This is a genomic window from Nocardioides astragali (genome assembly GCF_024436375.1).
In the GTDB taxonomy this organism is placed as follows: domain Bacteria; phylum Actinomycetota; class Actinomycetes; order Propionibacteriales; family Nocardioidaceae; genus Nocardioides; species Nocardioides astragali.
On record NZ_JAFMZM010000007.1, the window covers coordinates 66,375 to 91,384 of the forward strand.

Below are 25,010 nucleotides of genomic sequence, written 5' to 3' on the forward strand. Positions count from 1 at the left end.
CCATGCGCTACGCGATGACGGGGGCGACCGGCTTCCTGGGCGGGGAGCTGGCACGCCAGCTGCGCTCCTCGGGGCACGACCTGGTGGCGTTGGTCCGCGACCCCGCGAGGGCAGCCGGCCTCCGCGACCTCGGGGTGGAGCTGGTCGTCGGAGACCTCTACGTCAGCGCTGCGCTGGATCGCTTGCTGGAAGGTGCGGACGGGTTCTTCCACGTCGCCGGCTGGTACAAGCACGGACGGCGCGAGCACGAGCGACTGCGGGCAGTGAACGTCACCGGCACGCGCAACGCGTTGGAGGCGGCGCTACGCGCCGGAGTGCGGACGGTGTACACCAGCACGCTCGCGATCAACTCCGACACCCGAGGCGTCGTTCGCGACGAGGCGTACCTGCACCGCGGCACGTGGGTGACGGAGTACGACCGGACCAAGGCGGAGGCGCACCGCCTCGCCGAGGAGTACGCCACCCGGGGTCTGCCCCTCGTGATCGTCATGCCCAGCGTGGTCTACGGCCCGGGCGACACCGGCAGCACCCTCGGGCAGCTGACCAGGCAGATCATCGGGGGACGACCGGTCCTCGGACCGAAGGACGGCGGGTGCTCGTGGGCCCACGTGCACGACGTCGCTCGCGGGCACGTCCTGGCCATGGAGAAGGGACGCCCAGGCGAGTCGTACATGCTGGCCGGTGAGCGGGTGTCGTACGCCGAGATCCTGGGACTGGTCGCCCGCGAAGCCGGCAGGCGCCGGCCGATCCTGCTTCCGAACAGCCTGGTCCGGGTGGCGGCCGCGATGACCGCGCCGCTCGAGCGGATCGTGCCGATCCCGCAGGCCCTGACCGCCGAGGCAGCACGCGCCGGCATGGCGACCTACTTCGGCGACAGCACCAAGGCCGAGACCGAGCTCGGCTGGACGTCGCGACCCGTGCGTGAGGGCATCGCCGAGACCGTACGCCTGGAGATGGCCCGGGGTTGACCTCGAAGGGCAGATCGGCGGTGTGCACGACAGGTTGAGAGGAGCGGTCCATGGAGGACTGGCGAAACGTCAAGCGGGCCGTGTTCGCGCGGCACAGCAACCCCTGGAGCGCGTGGACGAGGTGGGCGAGCGCACCGCTGATGCTCGTCCCGGTATGGCGACGCAGCTGGCGCGACGCCGCCCTGGTGGGCGTATGGATGGCCGTCAACCCGGTCGTCTTTGGCAAGCCCGCGCACGCGCGGGCATGGGCGACGCGGGCGGTGCTGGGCGAGGAGCAATGGATCGCCGAGCGGCCGATGGACTCTGCAATGGCTGTCGACGTCGCCGCTACCGCCGCGGGACTTCTCGCTCTGGTCGCCGCCCGCCGGCGTCGCGTGGTGCCGGCCCTGGTAGCCACCGCCTTGGAGATGGGGCTGCTGCTGGCGTACTGGGAGCTGATGGCCCGCTACTACGACCGCCACCGTGGGGTGCGGTCAAGGACCTGAGCAGGTCGGGATGTCATCCGGTCGGCGCAAGGGATGGCCCCGTTCGTATGACGTCGTGGCATCAACACCCCGCTCATTCCTAGGCCCCGTCGAGCCCGCTCCTGATCGCCTCGATCACCCGCGGGCGGAGCCGGGCGACCGAGATCACCTCGTCCACCGAGCCCACCTGGACGGCCCGGTGGATGTCGTGGACGCCGTCGAACTCCGCGGCGACCTCGCCGATCTTCTCCGGGCGCACCGCCGCCCTCAGGTCGGCGAGCTCGACGACCAGGCGACTCCGCTCCGGTCCACTGGCGCTGGCGATCCGGCCCTCGAGGTCCCGGACTCGAGGGTCAGCCGAGGTGCGCTTCTCGACCTCGCCCGCGAACACGACGGCAGCCGCCGGGGCACCACCGATGACCGATGCGTACGAGCCCTCGAGGGCGAGCACGGTCATGCGGGGGTTCAGCGCCTTGGAGAAGACCACGAAGGCGCCGCCGTGGTAGCGCGAGATGACGCAGAAGACGATCGGACCGTCGAAGTTGACGATGGCACGACCGATCTCCGCGCCGTACTCCAGCTGGAGGTTGCGCATCGAGTCGGGCGACCCGTCGAAGCCGGAGAGGTTGGCCAGCACGACGAGCGGACGGTTGCCGCTGGCCGCGTTGATCGCCCGGGCCGCCTTCTTGGAGGAGCGGGGGAACAGCGTGCCGGCGGTGTAGATGTCCGGCCCGTCGGTGGGCGGGAACCCCCGTCGTGGAACCGGCCGCGACTCGATCCCGAGCAGGCACACGGGATAGCCGCCGACATGGGCGTCCTGGACCACGGCCGTGTCGGCGTCGGCCATCCCGGCCCAGCGCTCCAGCGTCGGGTGGTCCTGGTCGGCCAGGGCCCGCATGACCGTGCGGATGTCGAAGGCCTTCTTGCGGTCCGGGTTGGAGGTCGCGGAGAAGATCTCGCCGACGGTGGTGAAGTCGCTGTCGGCTGACACGTGCGGGAACGACGAGACGTCGCGGTCCGCCGGGTCGGTGGTGGGGGCCTGTCGCGGCCGCGACTCTCCGGGCACGACGTACGTGTGGTCGTAGTGAGCCATCAGCACGCCGAAGGCGCCGGCCAGGTCGGGCGCCCAGTACTGCGCCTGGCCGTTGGGGCCCATCACCCGGTCGTAGCCACCGATGCCGAAGTTGTCCTCCGCGGACACGCCGCCGGAGAAGTCGAGCGACTGCTTCCCGGTCAGCACCATCGCGCTGTCCGGGGTCATCACCAGGATCCCCTTGGTGTGCATGAGCATCGTCGCCTCGGCGTTCCAGTAGGGCTGCGCTCCGACGTTGATGCCCGCGACCACGACGTTGATCTCGCCGCCGGCCTGGGTGAACTCGATGATCCGCTTGAGTCCGGCTGCGACCCAGTCCATGTTCTCCGTGCCGGAGTCCATCGAGATCCGGGCGCCCGCGGAGAGCGCGTACCACTCCACCGGCACCTGCATCCGCTCGGCGAGGTCGATCGCGGCGATGACGCGTGCGCACTCGGGCTCGGCCACCGCGCCGAGCGCCTTCGTCGGGTCGCCGCAGAGCACGACGCGGGTGACCCCCTCCGGGTGCAGCTCGGTGGGGGTGGTCACGACGGCGACCAGGATCCCGGCCTTGTTCAGCCCGGGGGCCCGGTCGACGGGCACCAAGGCACCGGTGTCGTCGAGGTCGTGCTCGACGAAGCCGCCCTCCGGCCCGGTGAGCACCCCCGCGAGCTCGTAGGGGTAGACAAGGCCGCGGCGACGAGCGCGGACGACCTTGCCGGAGTATTCGTCGAGCGGCTTGAGGCGTTCGGTCGGCGGACCTTCGATCGACGCCATCACGCCGGCGCCGGGACGCGCGTGGAACCGGATCGCGATGGGCGAGGGGCTGCCGTCGGGGCCGATCACCCGGCCCTGCGCGAGCACCTCCTCGATGCCGGCCCCGTCGGTGAGCGGGGTGATCTTGCCCTGCAGGGTGGTCAGCTGCTCGACGTCGGCGTCGACGATCGGCCACACCTGGACCCACACATGGTTGGTGTCGAGCTTGCCACCGGCCGCCCCGCGTGACGCACGGACGCGGCGGATGGCCTCGAGGCAGTTCTCCACCGCTCGCTCCGCGTGGGGCAGGCCGGTGACCCTGCCGTCCTCGTCGCGGACGACGGCGAGCTGGCGGACCTGGGCCAGGGCGACGAGCCGGCGGTCGCTGGCGTTCTCCCTCGCGACGCACTCGTAGAGGAGCACGTCCTCGGGCGCCTCGAGCCGGGTGACGTGGAAGTCGCGCAGCCGCCACAGGTCGAGCCGACGACCGACCATCGGGTGCACGCCGCGGACCAGGTCGTCCTCGACGATCCCGTCGTCGGCGAGTGGACGGTAGGTGAAGTAGTTGACCGGCCGTCCTTCGCCGGGGCAGACCGCGACCGCGACGCGGCGTACGTCGTGGGCGAAGGGGAGTGCGCCGACGATCGGGGCGAGCTCCTCGCTGGCCTGGTCCGCCGCCTCGGGGGCCTTCGGCCAGTGCACGTAGAGGTCGAGCACCACGTGGTGACCCGCCTCCCGGGAGGCGACCTCCTCGCCGATGGCCCGGACCAACGCGCTGCCCGGATCGCCGAGCTCGGCGACGGTGCCGACGGTGGAGACCACCCGGGTGGGGCGGTCGTCGAGGACGTAGTCGGCCACGGCGAAGGGGCGACCGTCGCGCACGAACGACCGTGGGCCGTGCAGGTCGTGCTCGCGGTAGTGGCGGCGTACGAGCACCTCGAGCATCGGCTCCTGCTCGGGTACGCCGGCCTCGAGGCGCTCGGCGAGGTATTGCACGATCTGCTCGGGGATGGCGGCCAGCGCTTCCAGCCGTGCGGTCCGGTCGGGAGCGTCGGGATCGGCAGCGAGGGCCGCCACCTCGTCGCGGACGCCGGCCAGGACGCTGGAGCGCTCCGCGTCGACCAGCGGCTGGTCGAACCAGCGGAAGCGGGTGCTCCGGGCGAGGTCGCCGACCGCCGGGAACCGGAGCTGTGTGGACCGGACGAGACGCTCCAGCAGGTCACGCACCGAGCCCGCGAGCTCGGGGGGCGGAGGAGGCTCGGCGATCCAGCGCTGGAGGAGCGCGGTCGCCATGTGCACCTCGGGGGCGGACCGCTGCTGCGCCAGGAAGATCCGGAACACCGCCTCCTCCAGCTCGGGCGTCCGGTCCCAGTCGGTCACGCCGTAGTGGGCGAGGACCCGGGCCAGCCGGTCGCGGAACTGCTGCGGGAGGCCGCCGCGGTCGGGGTCCAGGCTCTGTAGGAAGGCGTGGAAGTGCTCCTTCGAGCTGTGCACCCGGAGCTCGGTGTGCAGGTCCTCACCGGCGGGGCGGTTGCGGCTCAGCTCGGCGAGGTCGGCGAACAGGCCGAGCAGCTCGATCTCGTCGGTCACCACGTCGATGCCTGACGCGACGAGCTCGTCGCGGACAGCGAGGTAGTCGGCGACCACGTCGCCGTCCTCGCTGGGGTCCACGTCGTACCCCATGACCATCGCCGCGACGTCGCCGCGGCTCCGCGCGGCACGGTCCTGCGCGGACGTGGCCGGCACGGACGGCGGCAGGTCGAGGACCGGTCCGGCCTCGTCGGACGGCGCTGCGGCCTCCTCGGTGGCGTCCTCCTCGACGGGCTCGAGACGCACCAGGGGGGCACCGGTCTCGACCTGACTGCCGGTCATGACCAGGAGCTCACGGACCTTCGCTGCGAACGGCGCCCGCAGCACCGTCTCCATCTTCATGCTCTCGAGGACCAGCACGGGGGCTCCGGCCGCTACCACGTCGCCGACCACGACGGGAGAGGCCACGACCAGCGCGGGCGCCGGTGAGCGGAGGACCCCGCCCTCGTCGCGGCTGACCCGGTGGGCCACCCCGTTGACCTCGATCAGGTGGACCGGCCCGTGGGTGGCGGTGACGAGCCGGTAGCGCCTGTCGCCGACCGTCAGCCGGGTGTGGAACTCGTCGAGCCGCTCGACGTCGGCGACCACGACGTGCTCCACACCGCCCGCCGCAACGTTCACCCGGAACCGGTGCTGACCGATCTGGAGGACGGTGACCTTGTAGGCCGTGCCGCGCAGCTTGAAGTCGACCGCCCGGCCGACCTTGTGCTGGACCTGGGGACGGCCGCCGTGGGCGCTCTCCAGCAGGCGGGTGATCTCGACCTGGGCCTCGTCCTCGTACGCCTCGATGCCCGCGGCGACCACGGCGATGCCGGAGTGCTCGTGGACGACGAGTCGTCCCTCGGCCCGGACCCGGTCGATCCAGCTCGTGTCGGCCCAGCCGGCCTTGCCGTCGACCACCTCGGACTGGTCGAGGAGGTCGAGGATGAAGCTCTTGTTGGTGGCGCCGCCCTCGATCACCACGGTGGTCTCGGCCATCGCCCGACGGAGCCGGGCCAGGGCCTCGTCGCGGGTGCGGCCGTAGGCGATGATCTTGGCGATCATCGAGTCGAAGTCGGCGGGGATGGTGTCGCCCTCGCCGACGCCGGTGTCGACGCGGATGCCGGGCCCCGAGGGCAGGTCGAGCAGCGCGATCCGTCCGGGGGACGGGGCGAAGTCGCGGTCCGGGTCCTCGGCGTTGAGCCGGGCCTCGACGGCGTGTCCCCGCTCCTGCGGCTTCGGTCCGACGAGTCGGCCACCGGCCGCGACGTGCAGCTGCGCCTGGACGAGGTCGAGGTCGGTCGTCGCCTCGGTGATCGGGTGCTCCACCTGGAGGCGGGTGTTGACCTCGAGGAAGGCGAACGACCGCTCGCCCGGGTGGTAGAGGAACTCGACCGTGCCGGCGCCGACGTAGCCCACGGCGAGGGCCAGCCGCTCGGCGGACGCCTTGACCTCCTCGGTCTGGCTCGGGTCGAGCAGCGGCGACGCCGACTCCTCGATCACCTTCTGGTTGCGCCGCTGCACGGTGCAGTCGCGGACTCCGACGGCCCACGCCGTGCCGTGACCGTCGGCGATCAGCTGGACCTCGACGTGCCGGGCGCCGGTCACCAGGCGCTCGAGGAAGACCACGCCGCTGCCGAAGGCGCGCTCCGCCTCGTCCCGGGTCCGCTGGTAGGCGTCCTCGAGCTCGGCCGCCGAGTCGACCCTACGGATGCCTCTGCCGCCCCCTCCGGCGGTCGCCTTGAGCATGAGCGGGTAGCCGATGCGTTCGGCAGCGGCCAGCGCCGCTTCCAGCGTGTCGACGCCGCCGCCGCTCCACGGGGCGACCGGCACGCCGACCTCCTGCGCGAGGAGCTTGGATCCGATCTTGTCGCCCAGCCGGCGCATCGCGTCGGCGCTGGGACCGATGAAGGTCACGCCGAGGCGCTCGCACAGGTCGGCGAAGGCAGGGTCCTCGGCGACGAACCCCCAGCCCACCCAGACCGCGTCTGCCGCGCACTCGACGAGCACCCGCTCGAGGACGGCGAGGTCGATGTAGGGGCGGGCCGAGGCAGGACCCAACGGGTAGGCCTCGTCGGCCTCCCGCGCGAACATCGCCGTACGCTCCTCGTCGGTGTAGAGCGCGATCGTCCGCACAGGAGTCGCACCACCGTGCGCGTTGAGGTCGCGGACGGCGTGTATCAGCCGCATCGCAGCCTCGCCGCGATTCACGATCGCCACTCGGGTGAACAACCTGGGACTTTCGGACTCGACGGTCCGCTCTCCGGTTCCGCCTCGCGAGACTGTCACGCCTGTGAGGTTACTGGTCGCGGGCGCTCTTCGCGTTCTCGACCATCTCGGCACGCTCCGCCGGGGTCAGGGTGTCGACGTAGCGGCGGTAGTCGTCGACGCCGTCCTTGATGACCTTCGAGAAGTCGGGGTCGTCGGCCAGGTCCCGGATGGACCGGCGTCCGGCGAGGACCTCGTTGGCGATGGCTTCGACCGGGGTGCCGGGGTGTTCCTGGGCGATGCGGGTGAGGTTGGCGCGAAGCCGCACGGCTGCGGTCCGGTCGCCGGCGAACACCTCGAACGGGTCGCGGTCCTCGCCCGGGTCCGGAGCGTCGTCGTAGGAGTCGCCGTGCACGTCAGCCCCCGGGGACGTAGAGCTCGTCGGCGGGGACGGGGCGGCCCGTCGCGGTGTGGACGATCTCGATGCCCCGACCCTCGTCGACGACCTGGAGGTCCGAGCCGACGGGGAGGTCCCAGATGCCGATGAGTGCGGGCTCGATCTCGCAGACGGTGTTGAAGTCGGTGATGGCGAGGTTGCTGGCGTCGTGGAGGTACTCGGTGGTGTCGATCTCGGAGAAGATGCGCCACCCGTTGTCGGCGGCGGCTCGGGACTCCTCGCGGACCATCCACTTGATGCGCCCGGCGCCGGAGAGCACGTTCTTGGACGCCAGGCAGGCGCCGGCGTTGGGGATGAACTCGATCGGCATGCGATTCCTTGTGCTGGTCGTGGCGTTGCGGCTACTGCTCCGGGGGCGGGACGGGGATGCCGCGGTCGGTGAGGATCTGCTCGGCACGGATGACGAGCTCGCCGCGCCCGCCCGCCCACTTCCGCAAGTTTCCCAGCACTGTGCGCCCGTCCATGCTCTGCTGCAGCAGGTCGAGGTCGGGACGTGCGAGGAGAACGTCGTAGAACGGGGTGAGGTCGACGTCGCTGAACTTGAACTTCGCAGCGATGGTCTCCAGCGGGGTGCCGAACTTGGCGGTCACCTCGTTGACGTCCGCGCCGGCGTCCAGCATGCGTTCGAGCAGCGGTGCTTCAGCTGTGAAGTCGTGCTGGTTGCGGCCGAGCAGGACGTGCAGTGGTCGTCCGTCGCGCACGTCTGCGCCGTCGTCGAGGAGCCGGTTCGCGATCGCGACCCGCTGCGTCGTGTCCTTGTTCGTCAAGGCCAGGGTGAGCGGAGTGCCGGACTCGAACTCGTAGTTCACCCACGCTGGCTCGTACACCTTCTCGAGCTCGGCAAGGGTGCCGTGCGTCAACGCCGCGTAGAGCGCGTTGGTGTTGCGAGGCTTGCTCCGGTTGAACAGACCCATGTCGTGCTCGGCCTACCTCTCAGTTCTGGCGGTATCGGTCGTGTGCGCCGGCTAGGGCGCTTCGTCTACGTGTGAGCGGTTTCGCCCTGGATGCGCGACCTCGTAGTTGTCAGGGTCGCGGTACCGGCGCAAGAACTCCTCCTTGGAGATCTTGCCCGACAGGTACTCATCGCGAAGCTTGCGGTACTCCTGTTCGGGCAGGTGCCCCATGTCCCACACGTCCCTCTGTGGCTGACCAGGCTGCCACTCGATCTTGACCCTGTTGCCGTCCTTGTCGAGGACCCACACATCGCCGTTGGCGTCCTTCGCGTTCTCCCACACCTCGTCGACCTGCCCCCTCCCGTAGGACGGACGGGAGTTGGCGTACGGCAGCCGGTCACCAAACTTGTCGTAGCCGTAGGAGTTGGGCTTGCCCTTCTCGGGCAGCTTGCCGGTCGGACGCCGGCGCATCGCCCGCGCGGAACGGAACTTGCGCAGGATGCGGGTGACGTCCGTGAGCTTCTCGACCGTGCGGACGAGCGTGAACACGGCTCGGACGGCACGGATGGCCTGCAGTGCGGTGATGATGCGGCGGGCGTAGTTGACGGCGCGGGCCGCCACGATGGCGGCGCCGCCACCGGCGGCCAGCCCGGCCGTGAAGAAGCTGGCCACACCGGCCGCAGCGATGGTGATGCCGACCTCGATGGCCAGGTCCTTCATCAGGCCCTTGACGGTCTCCTTGGTGGACTCCACCTGGTTGGCGTAGTCGCGGCACGACGTCGCGAGCTCGCGGCAGCCGGACGCGATGTCGGCCGCGGCCTGCTTCACCTCGCCGACGGACTTGCGGGCCGCCGGGATCTCGGGCGAGCGCTGGAGGCCCAGCTGTGTGGTGGCGACCTCGCAGTAGGAGCTGAGCCGCTCCAGGCTCGACGCGGCGGCGTCCCACGCCGAGGCGGCGTCGTTGAGGCGACTGGTGTCCGCGCTGGGCCACGCCCACCCCTCGAGGTAGTCGAGCATGATGTCCCAGAACTCCGGGGTGTCCTCGCCGTCGGAGCCCAGGGCGCTGGGCGGGGTGTAGTCCGAGACCGACACCGGGTCGACGGCGTCGTGCCCGGCACCTCCGCCGTTGGCGCGTCTGCCGTGGACCGAGCCTGCGTCGGCGTCGGCGTGGTTGGCCCCCGACGCGTCAGCCAGGATGGCGAGGGTGCCGAACGCGGTGACGAGGTCCGACATCGCAGTCACGACGGCTGCGGCGCCGGAGTCGTAGTTGGCGACGAAGTCCTCGGAGGACTTGTCGTCGCCGCCCATGCCGCCGAAGCCGCCCAGCTTCCCGGTCAGGGTCGTGTACGCGCTCGCGGCGATGCTGTTCGCGGACTCGAGGGAGGATGCTGCGCTGGTGTAGCCGCCGGAGTCGACCTCGAGCCTCACGACAGCGACTCCCACATCGTCACGTTCGCGTCGGCGGCGGCGGTGTAGTTGGTGTGCGCCGACCGCGCCGATGCCCGGAGCTCAGCGAGCGCGGCCCGCATGCCCCGCATGCCTTCTTCCCACGTCTTGTGGGCCTCGGCCTGCGCGTCGGCGGCCAGGCCCTCCCACACGGACTGCAGGGCGGCGATCTGCTTCTCGAGGTCGTTGGTCAGCGACTCGAGGGCGTTCTCGGTGGCCTGCACGTCGGAGATGACGGCGTCCAGGTCGTCGGTGTCGATCGTGAAGACTCTTCCGGCCATGGCTCAGCCCAGCCTTTCGATGAGGCGCGCTGAGAGGGCGTCCAGGCGCTGCTGGGAGGCGTCGTCGGAGGCGATGAAGTCGCGGTGGGTCTCGTCGAGGAGCTCCCTCATCGCGGTCAGGCCGGTCAGCACCTCACCGGCCGAGTCCTTCCACTCCTCCCACGCCTCGGAGAACGACTCGGCCGCCTCGCCGGACCAGCCGGCGTTGAGGAAGCCGCGGACCCGCGCGTCGATCGAGCTGCGGTCGGTGCGCAGGCGCTCCGCGGCGTCATGCACGTCGTCCTTGGCCTTCGCGAAGGCGGCGTGCATCACCTGTATCTGGTCCACCGTGACCCCCTTGCCCGTGTCGCTTGCTGGGCCGTTCCTACCCAGGGGCAGCCGGCGTGAATCCTTCCTTTGCGAGATTTCCAGGACGGCCGAACGACCTCCGCACGCGTTCACGCCGGCACGGACGTGCGCCCGCCAGGGGATCTGGGGCGCGGTCTAGTCGGAGGGGGACTCCAGCTTCGAGGAGACCTGGTCCGGGACTCGCTCGTAGCGAGCGAACCTGCGCGTGAAGGACGCTGAGCCGTGCGACAGGGAGCGCAGCTCGGCGGAGTAGCGGCGCAGCTCGAGCTGAGGGACCTCCGCCCTGACCACCACCGTTCCTGGCTCGCCGGCCTCGCTGCCCAGGACCTTCCCCCGTCGCGCGGAGAGGTCGCCCATGACCGTGCCGACCAGGCCGTCGGCAACGGCCACCTCCACCTCGTCGACCGGCTCCAGGAGGCAGGTCCCGCCGCGCGTCGCAGCGTCGCGCAGCGCCAGCCCGCCGGCTGTCTGGAAAGCCATGTCGGAGGAGTCGACGCTGTGGGCCTTGCCGTCGGTCAGGATCACCCGCAGGTCGACCATCGGGTAGCCGGTCTCGACCCCGTGACTCATCTGCGACCGGACACCCTTCTCGACCGAGGGGATGAACTGCCGCGGCACGGCACCGCCGACGACGCGGTCGACGAACTCGAACCCGCCGCCGCGCGGCAGCGGTTCGACCTCGATGCTGCACACGGCGTACTGGCCGTGGCCGCCACTCTGCTTGACGTGCCGGCCGTGGCCGGTGGCAGGCCCCGCAAAGGTCTCTCGCAGAGGCACCCGGAGCTCGACCTCCTCGACCGCCACGCCGTACCGGTTCGCGAGCCGCTCGAGCAAGACGTCTGCGTGGGCCTCGCCCATCGTCCACAGCACGATCTGGTGGGTCTCCTCGTTGTGCTCGACACGCAGTGTGGGGTCCTCGGCAGCGAGCCGCTGGAGTCCCGGCGCGAGCTTGTCCTCGTCGCTCTTCGCCCGCGCCTGGATCGCCACCGGCAGCTGGGGCTCGGGCATCCGCCAGGGCTCCAGCACCAGAGGCGTGTCGACGGAGGCCAGGGTGTCGCTGGTCTCGGCTCGCCTGAGCCGTCCGATGGCGCAGAGGTCGCCCGCAGTCACGACCTGGGCCGTGACCTGGGACTTGCCCAGCGGCACCGAGAGCGACCCGATCCGCTCCACCTCGTCGTGGTCCGGGTGACTCGACGCCGGGTCGCCTCCGTCGGCCCACGCCGAGCGGTGCCCGGACACGTGCACCGATGCGTCCGGACGTACGGTCCCCGAGAAGACCCGGACGAGGCTGACCCTCCCCAGATAGGGGTCGGTGGTCGTCTTGACCACCTCCGCGAGCAACGGACCGGACGGGTCGCACTCGATCGTGGGGCCCGGACCGCCTTCGGGCGTGTAGACCGTCGGCGTCGGATGCTCGAGCGGTGAGGGAAAGGCGGAGACCATGAGGTCGAGCAGCTCCCTGGCCCCCACGCCGCTGGTCGCGTCGACGGGGACGACGGGGTGCAACGATCCCCGGACGACCGCGAGCTCCAGGTCGCGGACGAGGAGCTCGGGGTCGATGGACTCGCCACCCAGGTAGCGCTCCATCAAGGTCTCGTCCTCGGACTCCTCGATGATCGCCTCGATGAGCGCCGCTCGCTGGGCCTCGTGCCCGTGGTCACCGGTGATCAGGCCGACGACACGTCCGCCGTCGTGCAGGTGGACCGGCAGGACCCGGTCGCCGAAGACGCTCCGTGCCTGGGCCACCACGCCGTCGACGTCGGCGCGGGCGTGGTCGAGCTTCGTGACGACGACCACGCGTGGCATCGCCACGTCGGCGCACTCGCGCCAGAGCGCCCGCGTCGGCTCGTCGACCTGCTCGTTCGCGGCGATGACGAAGAGAGCACAGTCCGCAGCCCGCAGGCCCGCTCGCACCTCGCCCACGAAGTCGACGTACCCGGGCGCGTCCAGCAGGTTCACCTTCACGCCCTCGTGCATGAGCGGTGCGAGCGCGAGGGCGACGGAGCGACGCTGACGATGCTCGATCTCCTCGAAGTCGCACACCGTGGTGCCGTCCTCGACGCTCCCGGCCCTGTTGAGCACGCCGGCCTCGACGAGCAGGCGCTCGACGAGGGTGGTCTTCCCCGCGCCCGCCGCACCCACGACCAGGACGTTGCGGATCGCCTCCGGCCGGGTCGCGACCGGGGGGCCGGCCTGGCTCGCAGCGCCGCCATTCTCTCTGCTCACGTGACGGCTCCTGCCCGCTGGTCCGACGGTGCGAAAGGTGTCACTTTCACTGTTCACCCGATCGATCCCGCGCGGCAAGGGTGAACGCCTGATCGGGTGGCTAGTCGATCCGTTTGGCCATCTTGACCAACGGAACCGCGACGCCTCCCCGGTCATCGGTGAGTCGCTCGACCGGCGCGAAGCCGTACGCCGTGTAGAGCGGTTCGCCGGACAGCGTCCCCATCAGCTCGAGGCGCGTGAACCCCTCCTTCTTGGCGGCCTGCTCACACAGAGACAGGATCAGCCGGCCGACGCCGCGACGCGCGTACGCCGGGTGGGTGTACATGGCACGCACTCTCGCCGCGTCGACGGCGGGATCGAGGAGCTCGGGGTCGCGACCCGGGGTGTGGTCACCGCCGTACATCGTGGCTCGGCGGCTCCAGCCGCCGCATCCGGCGACCGCGCGTCCGGCGAGCACGACGTAGTAGGTCCTGTCCGCGATCAGCTGCGTGTCGATGCCCATGATCGCGCGGCTGGACTCGATCTCCTCCGGCGAGAGGAACCCCTGCTGCAGCTCACTGATCGCAGCATCCATGAGTGCTTCGAGCATCCCCAGGTCCTCCGGTGTCGCGACGCGGTGCGTGAGCTCCATGACAACAGTGTCCGCGCGGGAAGTTCTCGGGCCCGAGCGGCCCCATGCGGGCCTGCGCAGGCCTACATTGGAGGCGCCGGAGGTTGTGCTCGGGGCGGCCGTACTCAACTGGAGGAAGCTATGCCGTCGCTGGACAGCCAGAGCATCGATACACCGCACGAGACAAGGCCTTTCCGGGCCCACGGGCAGATGGATGTCGTCACTCTCGGCGACTTCACCCTGGGGAAGGGGACGTTCGAGCCGGGCTGGCGCTGGTCGGAGGACGTCAAGCCGATCGCCGGGACGGATTCGTGCCAGACCCGGCACACCGGGATCTGTGTCTCGGGCAGCATGACGGTGCGCATGGACGACGGCACGGAGGGGACGGTCGGCCCGGGCGACGTCGTCCTCATCGAGCCGGGACACGACGCCTGGGTCGTCGGAGACGAGGCGTGCGTGCTCTATGACACGGGCGTCGCCGCCTACGCCAAGCCGCAGTAGCTCGCTCCGCGGACGCGTGTCGGTACGCCGATGCAGACTGTCCGTCATGGCGAGATTCGTGGATGAAGACCTGACGGACGCCGAGTTCCGGGAGTGCGACCTGACACGCGCCCGTCTGATCGGGGTGGTGATGCAGGACGCCGTCATCGACGGGCTGGTCACCAACCTTGTGGTCAACGGGGTCGAAGTGATGTCGTACGTCGAGGCCGAGCTGGACCGGCGGCACCCGGTGCGGCTGCTGATGCGATCGGCCGACCCGGCTGACCTACGCAAGGCCGAGCAGCACCTGCGGGTCGGCTGGGCGGCAACGGTCGCGCGCCTGCGCGGCATGCCCCAGGGGTCGGAGCACCAGCGCGTCGGCGGCGAGTGGTCGGCGGTGGAGACCCTGCGCCACCTCGTCTTCGTGCACGACTCGTGGTTCCGTCGCTGCTGCCTGGGATCACCTCAGCCGTTCACCGCCATCGGGCTGGCGACGGACTTCGTGCCTGACCAGGAGGAGCAAGGCCTGGATCCAGCGGCGGCACCTGACCTCGACCAGGTCTTGGCAGTGCGCGACGAGCAGGCCGCCGAGCTGGAGCGCTGGCTGGCGGGCGTGACGCCCGACGAGCTGTCGACGCTCGCGCCGGTGCCTGCCGGACCGGGCTGGCCGCCCTACGCGGCGGGGAAGACGGTGCTGGAGTGTCTGCACGTCGTCCTCGACGAGGAGTGGGCGCATCACGGGTTCTGCGTGCGCGACCTCGATCTGCTGGAGGCATGACGAGGAGGACGACTCCGATCCGCCGGACTACGAGGTCCTCGACAGCTCCCCAGAGTCTGCTGCGGGCAGGATGTTCGCGCCGAGCCTGAAGACGTTGTCCGGGTCGTACCTGGCCTTGATCCTGGCCAGTCGGGCGTACTTCTCCGGCCCGTAGGAGGCCCGCACGCGGTCGTCCTCGAACTCGGTCATGGCGTTGACGTAGCTGCCGGTTCCGATCGTGCAGGGACCCAGCGCCTGCCAGAAGCCACGCACCCAGGTCCTCTCCGCCTCGAGGTCTCCTGGGTCGACGCAGATGCCGATGATGAACGCGGCGTATCGCGGCGAACGGCCGCCACTGAAGGCGGTGTCGTTCTCGCCGACGGCTGAGTAGGCCTCGTCGAGCAGGTAGAACAGCACGACGGAGCTCGCTGAGCTCTTGCGGGGCAGGTGCTCGGTGATCACGTCGATCACCTGGTCGCTGAGCTCCTCCAGGTAGCAGCCCTTGTCGTAGGTGTAGTGGCCCCAGGCATTCGCTTCGTCGAGGAGCTGCTGCAGTGCGACATACGGCATCGGGTTGTTGAACGTGAAGGCCGGCGGCAGCGCCTCGTCGATACGGCTCACGACGTTCGCGTGCGACTCCGCTGAGCCGAAGCCGGTCACCAGCACGACGTAACCAGGCTGCAGCTGGTGCTCCGGCGGCACGAACGGCGCCGGCGGTGCGTTGACGGCCCCGAACATGATGTTGAGGTCCGGGGGGAGACTCGCCGTGACGTCGCGTGCGAGACGAAGCACAGCCGCGCCCTGTTCCAGCGGCCAGAAGATCATCGCGAAGTGCACGTCGGGGCCCACGTCGTGGAGGGCGAACTCGAACTCGGTGACGACACCGAAGTTGCCTCCACCGCCGCGCAGCGCCCAGAACAGGTCGGCGTTCTCGACCTCCGTTGCTCGAAGGACCTCGCCGGCGGCAGTGACCACCTGGGCGCCCACGAGGTTGTCGGCTGTGAGCCCCATCTGGCGGGTGAGCCAGCCCATGCCGCCGCCCAACGTGAGCCCACCGACGCCCGTATGACTGACCAGGCCCGTCGGGACCGCGAGGCCGTGCTGCTGCGTCGCGGCATCGATGTCTCCCAACAGTGCCCCGCCACCGACCTTGGCCCGCTTGGCGACCGGGTCGACGGTCACGTGGTTGAGGCGGCGGAGGTCGATGACCACGCCACCCTCGACGACCGCGGCACCGGACATGTTGTGCGCACCCGAGCGGACTGACACCGGCAGGGCGTGCTCCTTGGCGAAGGACATGGCAGCTGCCACGTCCTTCGCGTTGACGCACTCCACCACAGCCACGGGCCGACGGTCGATGGCGGCGTTCCACACCCGGCGGACGTCGTCGTACCCCGCGTCCAGGGCCCCGGTCACCTGGCCGACCAGGGAACCACGCAGGACGCCGAGATCGAGATCGCTGCTGCCTGGGTGGGTCATCGGACTCTCACGGATGGCCTAGCCGAGGCTGCCCTGCACGGCGCCTCCGGTGTGCGGGAAGTTGTGCACGTTCACGTAGAACAGCTCAGGGTTCGCGAGTACGGCGTCGATGCGCGCGCTGCTCGTGCTGACGCAGTTGCGCGCGATGTGGGTGTCGGCTCCTACTGTCCTGAAGTCAGCGTTGAGGCCGATCCAGATGCCCTGAGCGGGCAGTGGGCCGTGGATGTGTGCCGACCCGATCCCTGAAGCGGGCTCCATGGGCGCATTGATGTTGCGGACCACCATCGTGTAGCAGACCACGTCGGCGTCGCTGTCGAATCGCAGGACTGCGATGCCCGATCCGTCCGGATCACCCGACGGAGCCAGGTGGACCGTGAAGACCTGTGTCTGGGCGGAGGCGGCCGAGCTGACGCCCGCCAACGTTGCGACAACCACTACCAGGACCGCAAGAACGCGCTTCAGCATGACGACCACCTCTCGTGCGTGCGGTGGCGGACAGGAGGCGAGCGGCGGTGCCACCACACTTCTTGGCGGACGTTACGTAGCGGGGGACGGCGCGAGCAGTGGCACTTCGCGACGTCACCAATATGGCGTACGAGGAGCTGATGAGCTTGCCTACGGCTGAGGCGAGGGGGCCGTCCGCACAGGCAGGCGTACGCGCACCACGGTATCGCCCGGCGCCGCCTCCACGCCGATCTCGCCCCCGTGCCGCTCGACGATGATCCGCCGGGAGATGTCGAGCCCCAGGCCTGTCCCCTTCCCGACCTCCTTGGTCGTGAAGAACGGCTCGAATGCGTGCGCGGCGACCTCGTCGGTCATGCCCTGGCCGGTGTCGCAGATCTCGACGACGACGGCGCGGTCGTCGGCGTACGTGCGGACGGTCAGCGTGCCTGAGCCGTCCATGGCGTCGACGGCGTTGTCGATGAGGTTCGTCCAGACCTGGTTGAGCTCGCCGGGATTGGCGGTGATGGTGGGGACGGAGTCGTCGTACTCGCGCACGACGGTGATGCCGTCGCGGAGCTTGTGGCCGAGCATGATCAGGGTGCTCTCGAGGCCGTCGACGACGCGTACGTCCTGGACGGCGGCGCGGTCGAGCTGGGAGTAGGACTTCACCGCGGAGACCAGGTCGGAGATGCGGCGGGTGGCGTTCTGGGCCTCCGCGATCAGGGTCGTCGTCGTCACCGCGCTGGCCACCCACTCCAGTCCCGCCTGCAGTGCCGCACCCGACAAGGAGGCAGCAGCCTCGTCCAGCCACGACGGGGCGACTCCCGCGCTCGCCAGGGCAGGAGCGATGACCCAGTCCCGGTCGATGTCGTGATCGGTCAGCCAGTCGGTCAGCGACTCCTCGAGCTCGGCGAGCTCCACACCGGTCGGGGCGGACGCAGGGTCGATCGACCTCCGCAGCTCGTCCAGCGCGACGAACTGCGCGGCCGAGATCCCCTCGCCGGCGAGCCTCTGCAGCGACGCGAAGACGTCGTCGCTCGTCTGCTGCAGAGCACCCACCGAGCGGACAGCGGCGGAGGCCGGGTTGTTGATCTCGTGGGCGAGTCCGGCGGCCAGGGTGCCGAGGGCGACGAGGGCCTCCCGCTGGCGGGCGTTGGTCTCGATCCGGCGCGCGGTGCCGATCAGGCCGCGCAGCAGGTGGACGGCGAAGGGGAACCACGTCTCGCCGAGGCGACCCAGCCCGGCGGACGGCAGGCGGAAGACCCGGCTCTGCTCCATCACCCGCGCCGACCCCATGTAGACGCCGTGCTCGTCCCACGCGCGGAAGCCGCCGGCCCACTGGCCCGCGTTCTGCATCGTCGCCATGACCACGTCCTCGTGGCCCACGCGACGGACCAGGTCGATGCGACCGGACAGCAGCATCCACCAGTCGTCGGCCGGCTTGCCCTCGTCGAAGAGGTGGACGCCGGCGTCGTACGTCGCCTCCTCGCCCGCGGCAGCGAGCTCGGCCACCTGCTCGTCGGTGAAGCCGTCGAGGAGGGGGACGGCCCGCAGCTCGTCGACGAGCGTCATGTCGCCGCCAGGTAGCGGTGGACGAGGTAGACCGACATCGCGCCCTCGCCGACGGCCGAGGCCACGCGCTTCATCGAGTCACGGCGTACGTCGCCCGCGGCGAAGACGCCGGGCACGCTCGTCTCCAGCGCGAACGGGCTTCGCTCCAGCGGCCACGACACGTCGGCCGGGAGGTCGGGGCCGGTGAGCACGAAGCCGCGCTCGTCGCGCACCACCGCGTCTCCGAGCCAGTCGGTGCGCGGGGCGGCGCCGATGAAGATGAAGACCCAGCTCGTCTCGATCTCGTCGACGGTGCCGGCGCCCCTGTCGCAGAGCGAGATGCCCTCGAGGTGCGCGTCGCCGCGCGTGCCGACGATCTCCGCCTGCAGCCGGACCTCGACGTTGGGTGTCGTGAGGATGCGGCTGACGAGGTACTGAGACATCGACACCTCCAGCGAGGCGCCGCGCACGACGAGCACGACCTTCCTGGCGTAGCGCGCGAAGTTGAGGGCCGCCTGACCGGCCGAGTTGGCCGCACCCACGACGTACACGTCATCGCCGACCGTCTGCGTCGCCTCGCTCGCGCTGGCGCCGTAGTAGACGCCGCGGCCGACGAAGCCGTCTAGGCCGGGCGCGTCGAGACGGCGGTAGGACACTCCGCTGGCGACGAGGACCGCACGGGCCTCGATGTCGGCCGAGCCGTCGAGCAGCACGGCGCGCACCGGTCCGCGGGTCTCGAAGCCGACGACGTCGCGCGCCAGCACCATCTCGGCGCCGAAGCGCGAGGCCTGGGCGACAGCGCGGTGGGTGAGGTCGGCGCCGGAGAGGCCCTTGGGGAAGCCGAGGTAGTTCTCGATGGACGCGCTCTGGCCGGCCTGGCCGCCGGGGGCGTCGCGCTCGACGACGACGGTGGCCAGCCCCTCGGAGGCGGCGTACACCGCCGCCGCGAGGCCGGCCGGTCCCGCGCCCACGATGCAGAGGTCGTAGAGCGGCTTCTCGGCGCGGGTGCGCAGGCCGAGGGCGTCGGCGAGCTCGATCGCGGTGGGGGAGCGGAGCACCGCGCCGTCCGGCAGCGCGACGACCGGGAGGTCGTCGGCGCCGGCGCCGGCGAGGTCGAGCAGGCGGGTCGCCTCCTCGCTCTCGTCGCCCTGGCCGACCTCGAGCCAGCGGTAGGGCACGTGGTTGTGGGCGAGGAACGTCTTCACCTCGTGCGTCCGCTCCGACCAGCGGTGGCCGACCACGCGCACCTCGGAGTCACGGTCGGGGTGGCCGTGCGCCCAGTCGCGCAGCAGCTCGTCGAGCACGGGGTAGAGCCGCTCCTCGGGCGGGTCCCACGGCTTCATCAGGTAGTAGTCGAGGGCGATGTCGTTGATCGCGCGGATCGCCACGTCGGTGTCGGCGTACGCCGTCAGCAGCAGGAGCTTGGAGTCCGGCGACTGCTGCCGCACCTCCTGCAGCACCTCGATGCCGGTCATCCCGGGCATCCGCTGGTCGCTGACGACGGCCGCGACGGGCCGGTCCTTGAGCACCTGGTCGGCGAGGATCTCAAGCGCCTCGGTGCCGGACGTGGCGCGCAGGACGCGGTAGTCCTCGCCGTACCTCCCGCGCAGGTCTCGTACGACAGCCGCGACCACGGCGGCGTCGTCGTCGACCGCGATGATGGCGGGCTTCGCCATCGGCACCTCCCCGTTGTGGTCCCTCGGACGCTACTGCCGCGACGGTGGTGCCGACAGGGGTGGTCGAGACCAGCTTGCGGGGAGGTCGGTCAGCGGGGGCCGGCCGACGGGGGGATCTCCCCTGACCCGCGGACGACCAGACGGGTCGGGATCACCACGGTGCGGCTCGGGGCGGAGTCGCCGGCGAGGCGGGCGAAGAGCAGCTCGGCCGCTGCCCTGCCGATCGCGGTGGGGTCCTGCGCCACGACCGTCACGCCGGGGCGCAGCAGGTCGGCCAAGGGGAAGTCGTCGAAACCGACGATGGCCACGTGGTGCTGGAGGTCTGCTGCCTGCAGGTGGCGGAAGGCGCCGACGGTGATCTCGTTCTGCGCGGCGAACAGGGCTGTGGGCGGCGCGGGCAGCGCCAGCAGTCCCGGAAGGGCGGCCTCGGCCCGGCCCGCGTCCTCGAGCCCGTGCACCACCAGGTCCGGGTCGAACGGCACCCCGTGTGCGCGCAGTGCCTGTTGATATCCCTCCAACCGGTCCCGCGCGGTCGGGATGGCCGGGCGATCGCCCAGGAACGCGATCCGCCGGTGGCCGTGGCTGATCAGGTGGGTGACGGCCTGTCGTGCGCCGCCGACGTTGTCGGCGACGACGGCATCCGCCTCGTAGCCCACCGGGGCGCGGTCCACGAAGACGACGGGCGTGCCTTCGGGCACCTCGTAGGTGAGGTAGCCCTGGTCGCTGCTGGCGGGGGCGAGGATGAGCGCGTCCGCGCGCCTGGAGGTGAAGGCCCGGATGAGCTGCTTCTCGCGCTCAGGACTCTCATCGAGGCTGCCGGCGAACAGGAGCACGTCGTGGTCGTGGGCCACGTCCTCCAGCGCCCGGTGGAGCTCTGCGGAGAAGGGGTTGGCGAGGTCCTCGAGCAGCGCGGCCACCGCGGCAGTGCGACCGTCGAGGCGCCGCAGGCTGCTGGCGGTGAGGTTGGGGCGGTAGTCCAGCTGCCGCACCGCCTGCTCCACCGACTTGACCTTGGCGGGCGCCACTCCGGGCTCGCCGTTGATCACGCGGGAGACGGTCTTCATGCTGACCCCGGCGATCGCTGCCACGTCTTTGAGCGTGGGGCGGCGCGCGCTCCGGTGACCCGGGGCTCGGCGGGGGGCGGTGGTCACAGGCAGGTCCTTGCAGGTCGGTGAGGCCACAGCCTAGAAGTCGTCGGGTCGGCCCTGTTCGAGCGCGATGATCCGCGCGTCTGACAACGATGTCAAGAGGAAGTTCCGAGTTGATCCCATTTGCTGCCTAGGGCTTGACGTGTGGTGGCGATCACACCTAGAACTGTCCTTTGACAACGTTGTCGGGCCGCGCCGAGGCCCCAGCGCCACCCTGGAAGGACCCTCATGTTGCACCTCATTCCTCGCGCCCCTCGCGGCGCGCTCGCCGCCGCCGCGGTCTGCCTCCTCGCCACCACGCTCACCGCATGCGGTGGCGACAGCGCCGGCGACGACGGTGGCTCCGAAGGCGGCGGTGGCACGGCTGTCACCCTCATCACCAAGGACTCCATCAACCCCTTCTTCGTCTCCATGCAGGAGGGCGCGAAGAAGGCCGCCGAGGAGAACGACGTCGACCTGACCGTCGCCGCCGGCGAGGAGGACGGCGACGAGGAGGGGCAGATCCAGGCGATCGAGAACGCCGTGGCCCAGGGCCAGGACGGCATCCTCATCACGCCCAACGGCCCCGGTGTGAACCCGGCCATCGAGAAGGCCCGCGACGCCGGGCTCTACGTCATCGCGCTCGACACCCCGCCCGATCCCGCCGAGACCGTCGACATCACCTTCGCGACCGACAACTTCAAGGCCGGCGAGCTCATCGGTGAGTGGACCGCCGCCCAGCTCGGCGGCGAGAAGGCCACCATCGCGCTGCTCGACCTGTTCAACGACAAGGTCGTCTCGGTCGACTACAACCGCGACCAGGGCTTCCTGACCGGCATGGGCATCGACACCGCGGACGCTGAGAAGAACGGCGACGAGGAAGCCACCGGCAGCTACTCCGGCGGCGACTACGAGATCGTGTGCAACGAGCCCACTGACGGCGCCGAGGACGGCGGGCGCACCGCCATGGAGACCTGCCTCAGCAAGACCGACGGCATCAACGTGGTCTACACGATCAACGAGCCGGCGGCCTACGGTGCGGCCGCTGCCCTGGAGGCGGCCGGCCTCTCGACCGACGACGTCCTGATCGTCTCGGTCGACGGCGGCTGCCAGGGCGTGGACGCGGTCACCGAGGGCGTCATCGACGCGACGTCCCAGCAGTACCCCCTCGACATGGCGCAGAAGGGTGTCGAGGCCATCGCCAGCATCGCCGACGGCGGTGAGGCTCCCGAGACCACCGAGGGCCTGGACTTCTACGACACGGGTGTGAAGCTCGTGACCGACACGCCTGCCGAAGGCGTCGAGAGCATCGACTCGGCGGCAGCATCCGAGATCTGCTGGGGCTGAGCGACATGACAGTCACCACCGAAGGGAGCCCCGCGACGAACGGGGCTCCCGCCGGGCGGGCGGCGACCGAGCTGGCCGAGCGGCGCCGCCGACCGCTGCAGCGCGTACAGCACCTGCTGCACGCCCACCCGGCGGTCAGCCCCGCGATCATCCTGGTCATCACGTGCGTGGTCTTCACCATGCTCAACCCCCGGTTCTCCGAGCCGGGGACCGTCTCGCTGATGGTGCAGCAGACCGCGGTCGTCGCTGCCCTCGCAGTCGGCCAGACGCTGATCATCCTGACGGCCGGCATCGACCTCTCGGTCGGCGCCGCGGCGATCCTCGCCATGATGGTGATGGCCTCCTACGGCAGTGAGCACGGACTGCCTGGCGGGGCTGCGCTGCTGCTCGGCCTCGTGGTGGCCATCGTGGCTGGGGCGCTGAACGGCGCACTGGTCACCCGGTTGAAGCTGCCGCCCTTCATCGTCACCCTGGGCACCCTCAGCGTCTTCACCGCCATCACGCTCATCTACACCGGCGGGCAGAGCATCCAGCAGATCGCGATGCCGGACCTGCTGAGCTGGACCGGCGACACCCACGCCATCGGCGACTTCCGGGTCACCAACGGGGTGCTGCTGTGCGTCCTGCTCTACCTGGTCGTGGGATTCGCCCTCAGCCAGACCGCCTGGGGCAGGCACGTGTACGCCGTCGGCGACGACCCGGAGGCGGCCCGACTGGCCGGCATCCGGACCACCCGCGTCCTGTTCAGCGTCTACGTCGTCGCCGGCGTGGTCTACGGCATCGCGGCCTGGATCCTCATCGGACGAGCCGGCGCAGCCTCACCCAACGCCATCGGCGACGCCAACCTCGAGAGCATCACCGCCGTGGTCATCGGCGGCACCAGCCTGTTCGGCGGCCGCGGCGGCGTCGTCGGCACCCTGCTGGGTGCGCTCATCGTCCAGGCGTTCGCGCTCGGCCTCTCCCTGGCCGGGGTCGACGACCAGTACCGCCTCCTCGCGGTCGGCATCCTCGTCGTCGCCGCCGTGAGCGTCGACCAGTGGATCAGGAAGGTACGCGCATGAGCGAGAGCAGCGAGCACGATGACACCGCGGTCCTGTCGGCCCGCGGGCTGGTCAAGACCTTCGGCCGGGTCATCGGCCTCGACGGGGTCGACCTCGACCTTCAGCGAGGAGAGGTGCTCGCCGTCATCGGGGACAACGGTGCCGGCAAGTCCACCCTCATCAAGACCCTCACGGGCGCCCTGGTGCCCGACGCGGGCGAGATCAGGATGGACGGGCACCCGGTCAGCTTCAAGCGACCCCAGGACGCCCGGGAGGCCGGCATCGAGACCGTCTACCAGACCCTCGCGGTCGCGCCGGCGCTCGACATCGCCTCCAACCTCTACCTCGCCCGCGAGGAACGTCGCCCCGGTCCCTTGGGGAGCGTGCTCCGCATGCTCGACAAGAAGGGGATGCGCGAGCGAGCCCAGAAGTCGGTGAGCGACCTGGGCATCTCGACCGTGCAGAACATGGCGGTCGCCGTGGAGTCCCTCTCCGGGGGACAGCGTCAGGCCGTCGCCGTGGCGCGAGCCGCGGCGTTCGGTGGCAAGGTCGTCGTCCTCGACGAGCCCACCGCCGCCCTCGGCGTCAAGGAGTCGGCCCAGGTGCTGCGTCTCGTGGAGTCGCTGCGCGAACGCGGGCTCGGCGTGATCCTGATCAGCCACAACATGCCGCACGTGTGGCAGGTCGCCGACCGGATCCACGTGCAGCGGCTCGGCAGGTGCGCGGGCGTCATCAGTCCCGAGAGCCACTCCATGACGGACGGCGTCGCCATCATGACCGGCGCCCTCTCGCTCGACGCCTGACCACCACAGTCCGCCTCGCGGGTGCCGACGGCGCCCGCGGGGCGACCCAACCTGCCTGGAGCACCCATGCTGAAGACCCAGCCGCGCCATGTCCTCGTCGTCGGGGAGAGCCTCGTCGACGTGCTCGCCACTCCCGCCGCGCCTCCCGTCGACGCACCCGGGGGCTCCCCGCTCAACGTCGCCGTGACACTGGGCCGGCTGGGCACACCCGTGTCGATCCTCACCGCCATCGGCGACGACGACCGCGGGGCGGCCCTGCGCGACCACCTCGCCAGCTCGCGTGTCGACATCCGCCCGGGTCCGGTGCTTCCGCGTACGTCCAGCGCCGTCGCCCGGGTCGGGACGGACGGTGCCGCGACGTACGAGTTCGACATCTCCTGGCCGGCCGTGGACCAGCCGGACCTCAGCGACGTCGGCATCGTCCACACCGGCTCCATCGCGTTCTTCTCCCAGCCGGGGGCAGCCGCCGTGGGTGAGCTCCTGCGGACGGCCCACGACTCCGGCGTGGTCACCACGCTGGACCCCAACGTCCGGCCGGCTCTCGTGGGCGACCGCGACGCAGCCGTACGCCACCTCGAGGCGACCCTGCCGTCGGTCGACGTGCTCAAGCTGAGCGACGAGGACGCCTCGTGGCTCTACCCGGACACAGCCCACGACGACGTCGTCGCCCTCCTCCTGCAGCGAGGCCCTCGCCTCGTCGCCCTCACCCGGGGGCCTGCCGGGTCCTCGCTCGTCACCCCCACCACGCGGGTCGACGTGCCCGCGCCGCCGACGACGGTCGTCGACACGGTCGGTGCCGGAGATGCCTGGATGGGCGCCCTGATCCACGGGCTGTTCGCGGACGCCGAGCCCCGCCGCCTCCTCGACCGGCTCGACGACGCGACCCTGCGCGACCTCGGGGCGCGCGCCAGCCGGGTCGCCGCCGCCACCGTCGCCACCCAGGGTGCCAACCCGCCGTGGGCAGACCCCGCGTCCCTCACGCCTCCCGTCGCCCCGACCACCGCCTGA

22 protein-coding genes are annotated in these 25,010 nt (G+C 70.8%); 8 read left to right on the forward strand and 14 right to left on the reverse strand.

Features of this window, described 5'->3' with window-relative positions; genetic code table 11:
- The first annotated feature begins 2 nt into the window (after positions 1–2).
- Positions 3–968, forward strand: coding sequence for an NAD-dependent epimerase/dehydratase family protein (locus J3P44_RS22135; RefSeq protein WP_255892666.1), 966 nt, complete (start codon positions 3–5; stop codon positions 966–968).
- A gap of 50 nt (positions 969–1,018) precedes the next feature.
- Positions 1,019–1,453: a DUF6653 family protein gene (locus J3P44_RS22140; protein WP_255892667.1), complete on the forward strand. Its 435-nt coding sequence runs from the start codon at positions 1,019–1,021 to the stop codon at positions 1,451–1,453.
- Between the two features lie 79 nt (positions 1,454–1,532).
- Here J3P44_RS22140 and J3P44_RS22145 read toward each other — a convergent pair whose 3' ends face one another.
- The 9 genes from J3P44_RS22145 to J3P44_RS22185 all read right to left on the reverse strand — a co-directional run bounded on the left by J3P44_RS22145 (position 1,533) and on the right by J3P44_RS22185 (position 13,319).
- A complete protein-coding gene (locus tag J3P44_RS22145; protein WP_255892668.1) occupies positions 1,533–7,118 on the reverse strand; it encodes an ATP-binding protein in 5,586 nt (1,861 codons plus the stop codon).
- 10 nt (positions 7,119–7,128) lie between these two features.
- A complete protein-coding gene (locus tag J3P44_RS22150; protein ID WP_255892669.1) occupies positions 7,129–7,452 on the reverse strand; it encodes a hypothetical protein in 324 nt (107 codons plus the stop codon).
- A gap of 1 nt (position 7,453) precedes the next feature.
- Positions 7,454–7,804 (reverse strand): DUF2185 domain-containing protein, encoded by a 351-nt coding sequence (locus J3P44_RS22155; protein ID WP_255892670.1) that lies wholly within the window; start codon positions 7,802–7,804, stop codon positions 7,454–7,456.
- A gap of 31 nt (positions 7,805–7,835) precedes the next feature.
- A complete protein-coding gene (locus J3P44_RS22160) occupies positions 7,836–8,408 on the reverse strand; it encodes an ankyrin repeat domain-containing protein (protein WP_255892671.1) in 573 nt (190 codons plus the stop codon).
- A 51-nt stretch (positions 8,409–8,459) separates the two neighbouring features.
- Entirely contained in the window at positions 8,460–9,815 is a 1,356-nt protein-coding gene (locus J3P44_RS25660) for an HNH/ENDO VII family nuclease (RefSeq protein WP_255892672.1), read from the reverse strand.
- Entirely contained in the window at positions 9,812–10,114 is a 303-nt protein-coding gene (locus J3P44_RS22170) for a WXG100 family type VII secretion target (protein WP_255892673.1), read from the reverse strand. Before J3P44_RS22170 ends, J3P44_RS25660 begins: the two co-directional genes overlap by 4 nt.
- Positions 10,115–10,117: 3 nt before the next feature.
- Positions 10,118–10,441, reverse strand: coding sequence for a WXG100 family type VII secretion target (locus J3P44_RS22175; RefSeq protein ID WP_255892674.1), 324 nt, complete (start codon positions 10,439–10,441; stop codon positions 10,118–10,120).
- A gap of 156 nt (positions 10,442–10,597) precedes the next feature.
- Entirely contained in the window at positions 10,598–12,688 is a 2,091-nt protein-coding gene (locus J3P44_RS22180) for an elongation factor G-like protein EF-G2 (RefSeq protein ID WP_255892675.1), read from the reverse strand.
- 100 nt (positions 12,689–12,788) lie between these two features.
- Positions 12,789–13,319 (reverse strand): GNAT family N-acetyltransferase, encoded by a 531-nt coding sequence (locus J3P44_RS22185; protein ID WP_255892676.1) that lies wholly within the window; start codon positions 13,317–13,319, stop codon positions 12,789–12,791.
- Positions 13,320–13,508: 189 nt separating this feature from the next.
- Between J3P44_RS22185 and J3P44_RS22190 the strand changes: the two genes are divergently transcribed.
- Positions 13,509–13,799: a cupin domain-containing protein gene (locus J3P44_RS22190; RefSeq protein ID WP_255892677.1), complete on the forward strand. Its 291-nt coding sequence runs from the start codon at positions 13,509–13,511 to the stop codon at positions 13,797–13,799.
- Between the two features lie 46 nt (positions 13,800–13,845).
- Positions 13,846–14,556: a DinB family protein gene (locus tag J3P44_RS22195; RefSeq protein WP_255892678.1), complete on the forward strand. Its 711-nt coding sequence runs from the start codon at positions 13,846–13,848 to the stop codon at positions 14,554–14,556.
- 27 nt (positions 14,557–14,583) lie between these two features.
- On the opposite strand, the gene J3P44_RS22200 is transcribed toward J3P44_RS22195, so the two are convergent.
- The 5 genes from J3P44_RS22200 to J3P44_RS22220 form a co-directional block, all read right to left on the reverse strand.
- Positions 14,584–16,014, reverse strand: coding sequence for an FAD-binding oxidoreductase (locus tag J3P44_RS22200; RefSeq protein WP_255892679.1), 1,431 nt, complete (start codon positions 16,012–16,014; stop codon positions 14,584–14,586).
- A gap of 18 nt (positions 16,015–16,032) precedes the next feature.
- Complete coding sequence (locus J3P44_RS22205) at positions 16,033–16,479, reverse strand: CHRD domain-containing protein (RefSeq protein WP_255892680.1); 447 nt, start codon at positions 16,477–16,479, stop codon at positions 16,033–16,035.
- A 150-nt stretch (positions 16,480–16,629) separates the two neighbouring features.
- Positions 16,630–18,030, reverse strand: coding sequence for a sensor histidine kinase (locus J3P44_RS22210; RefSeq protein WP_255892681.1), 1,401 nt, complete (start codon positions 18,028–18,030; stop codon positions 16,630–16,632).
- Positions 18,027–19,685 (reverse strand): NAD(P)/FAD-dependent oxidoreductase, encoded by a 1,659-nt coding sequence (locus J3P44_RS22215; RefSeq protein ID WP_255892682.1) that lies wholly within the window; start codon positions 19,683–19,685, stop codon positions 18,027–18,029. The genes J3P44_RS22210 and J3P44_RS22215 overlap by 4 nt, the downstream gene beginning before the upstream one ends.
- 89 nt (positions 19,686–19,774) lie before the next feature.
- Entirely contained in the window at positions 19,775–20,773 is a 999-nt protein-coding gene (locus tag J3P44_RS22220) for a LacI family DNA-binding transcriptional regulator (protein WP_255892683.1), read from the reverse strand.
- 288 nt (positions 20,774–21,061) lie between these two features.
- Here J3P44_RS22220 and J3P44_RS22225 point away from each other — a divergent pair, with 288 nt between their 5' ends.
- From J3P44_RS22225 to J3P44_RS22240, 4 genes are all read left to right on the forward strand, one after another.
- Positions 21,062–22,159 (forward strand): substrate-binding domain-containing protein, encoded by a 1,098-nt coding sequence (locus tag J3P44_RS22225; RefSeq protein WP_255892684.1) that lies wholly within the window; start codon positions 21,062–21,064, stop codon positions 22,157–22,159.
- Between the two features lie 5 nt (positions 22,160–22,164).
- Complete coding sequence (locus J3P44_RS22230) at positions 22,165–23,220, forward strand: ABC transporter permease (RefSeq protein WP_255892685.1); 1,056 nt, start codon at positions 22,165–22,167, stop codon at positions 23,218–23,220.
- On the forward strand, positions 23,217–24,002 hold the full coding sequence (locus J3P44_RS22235) for an ATP-binding cassette domain-containing protein (RefSeq protein WP_255892686.1): 786 nt from the start codon (positions 23,217–23,219) through the stop codon (positions 24,000–24,002). The genes J3P44_RS22230 and J3P44_RS22235 overlap by 4 nt, the downstream gene beginning before the upstream one ends.
- A 66-nt stretch (positions 24,003–24,068) precedes the next feature.
- Positions 24,069–25,010 (forward strand): carbohydrate kinase family protein, encoded by a 942-nt coding sequence (locus J3P44_RS22240; protein WP_255892687.1) that lies wholly within the window; start codon positions 24,069–24,071, stop codon positions 25,008–25,010.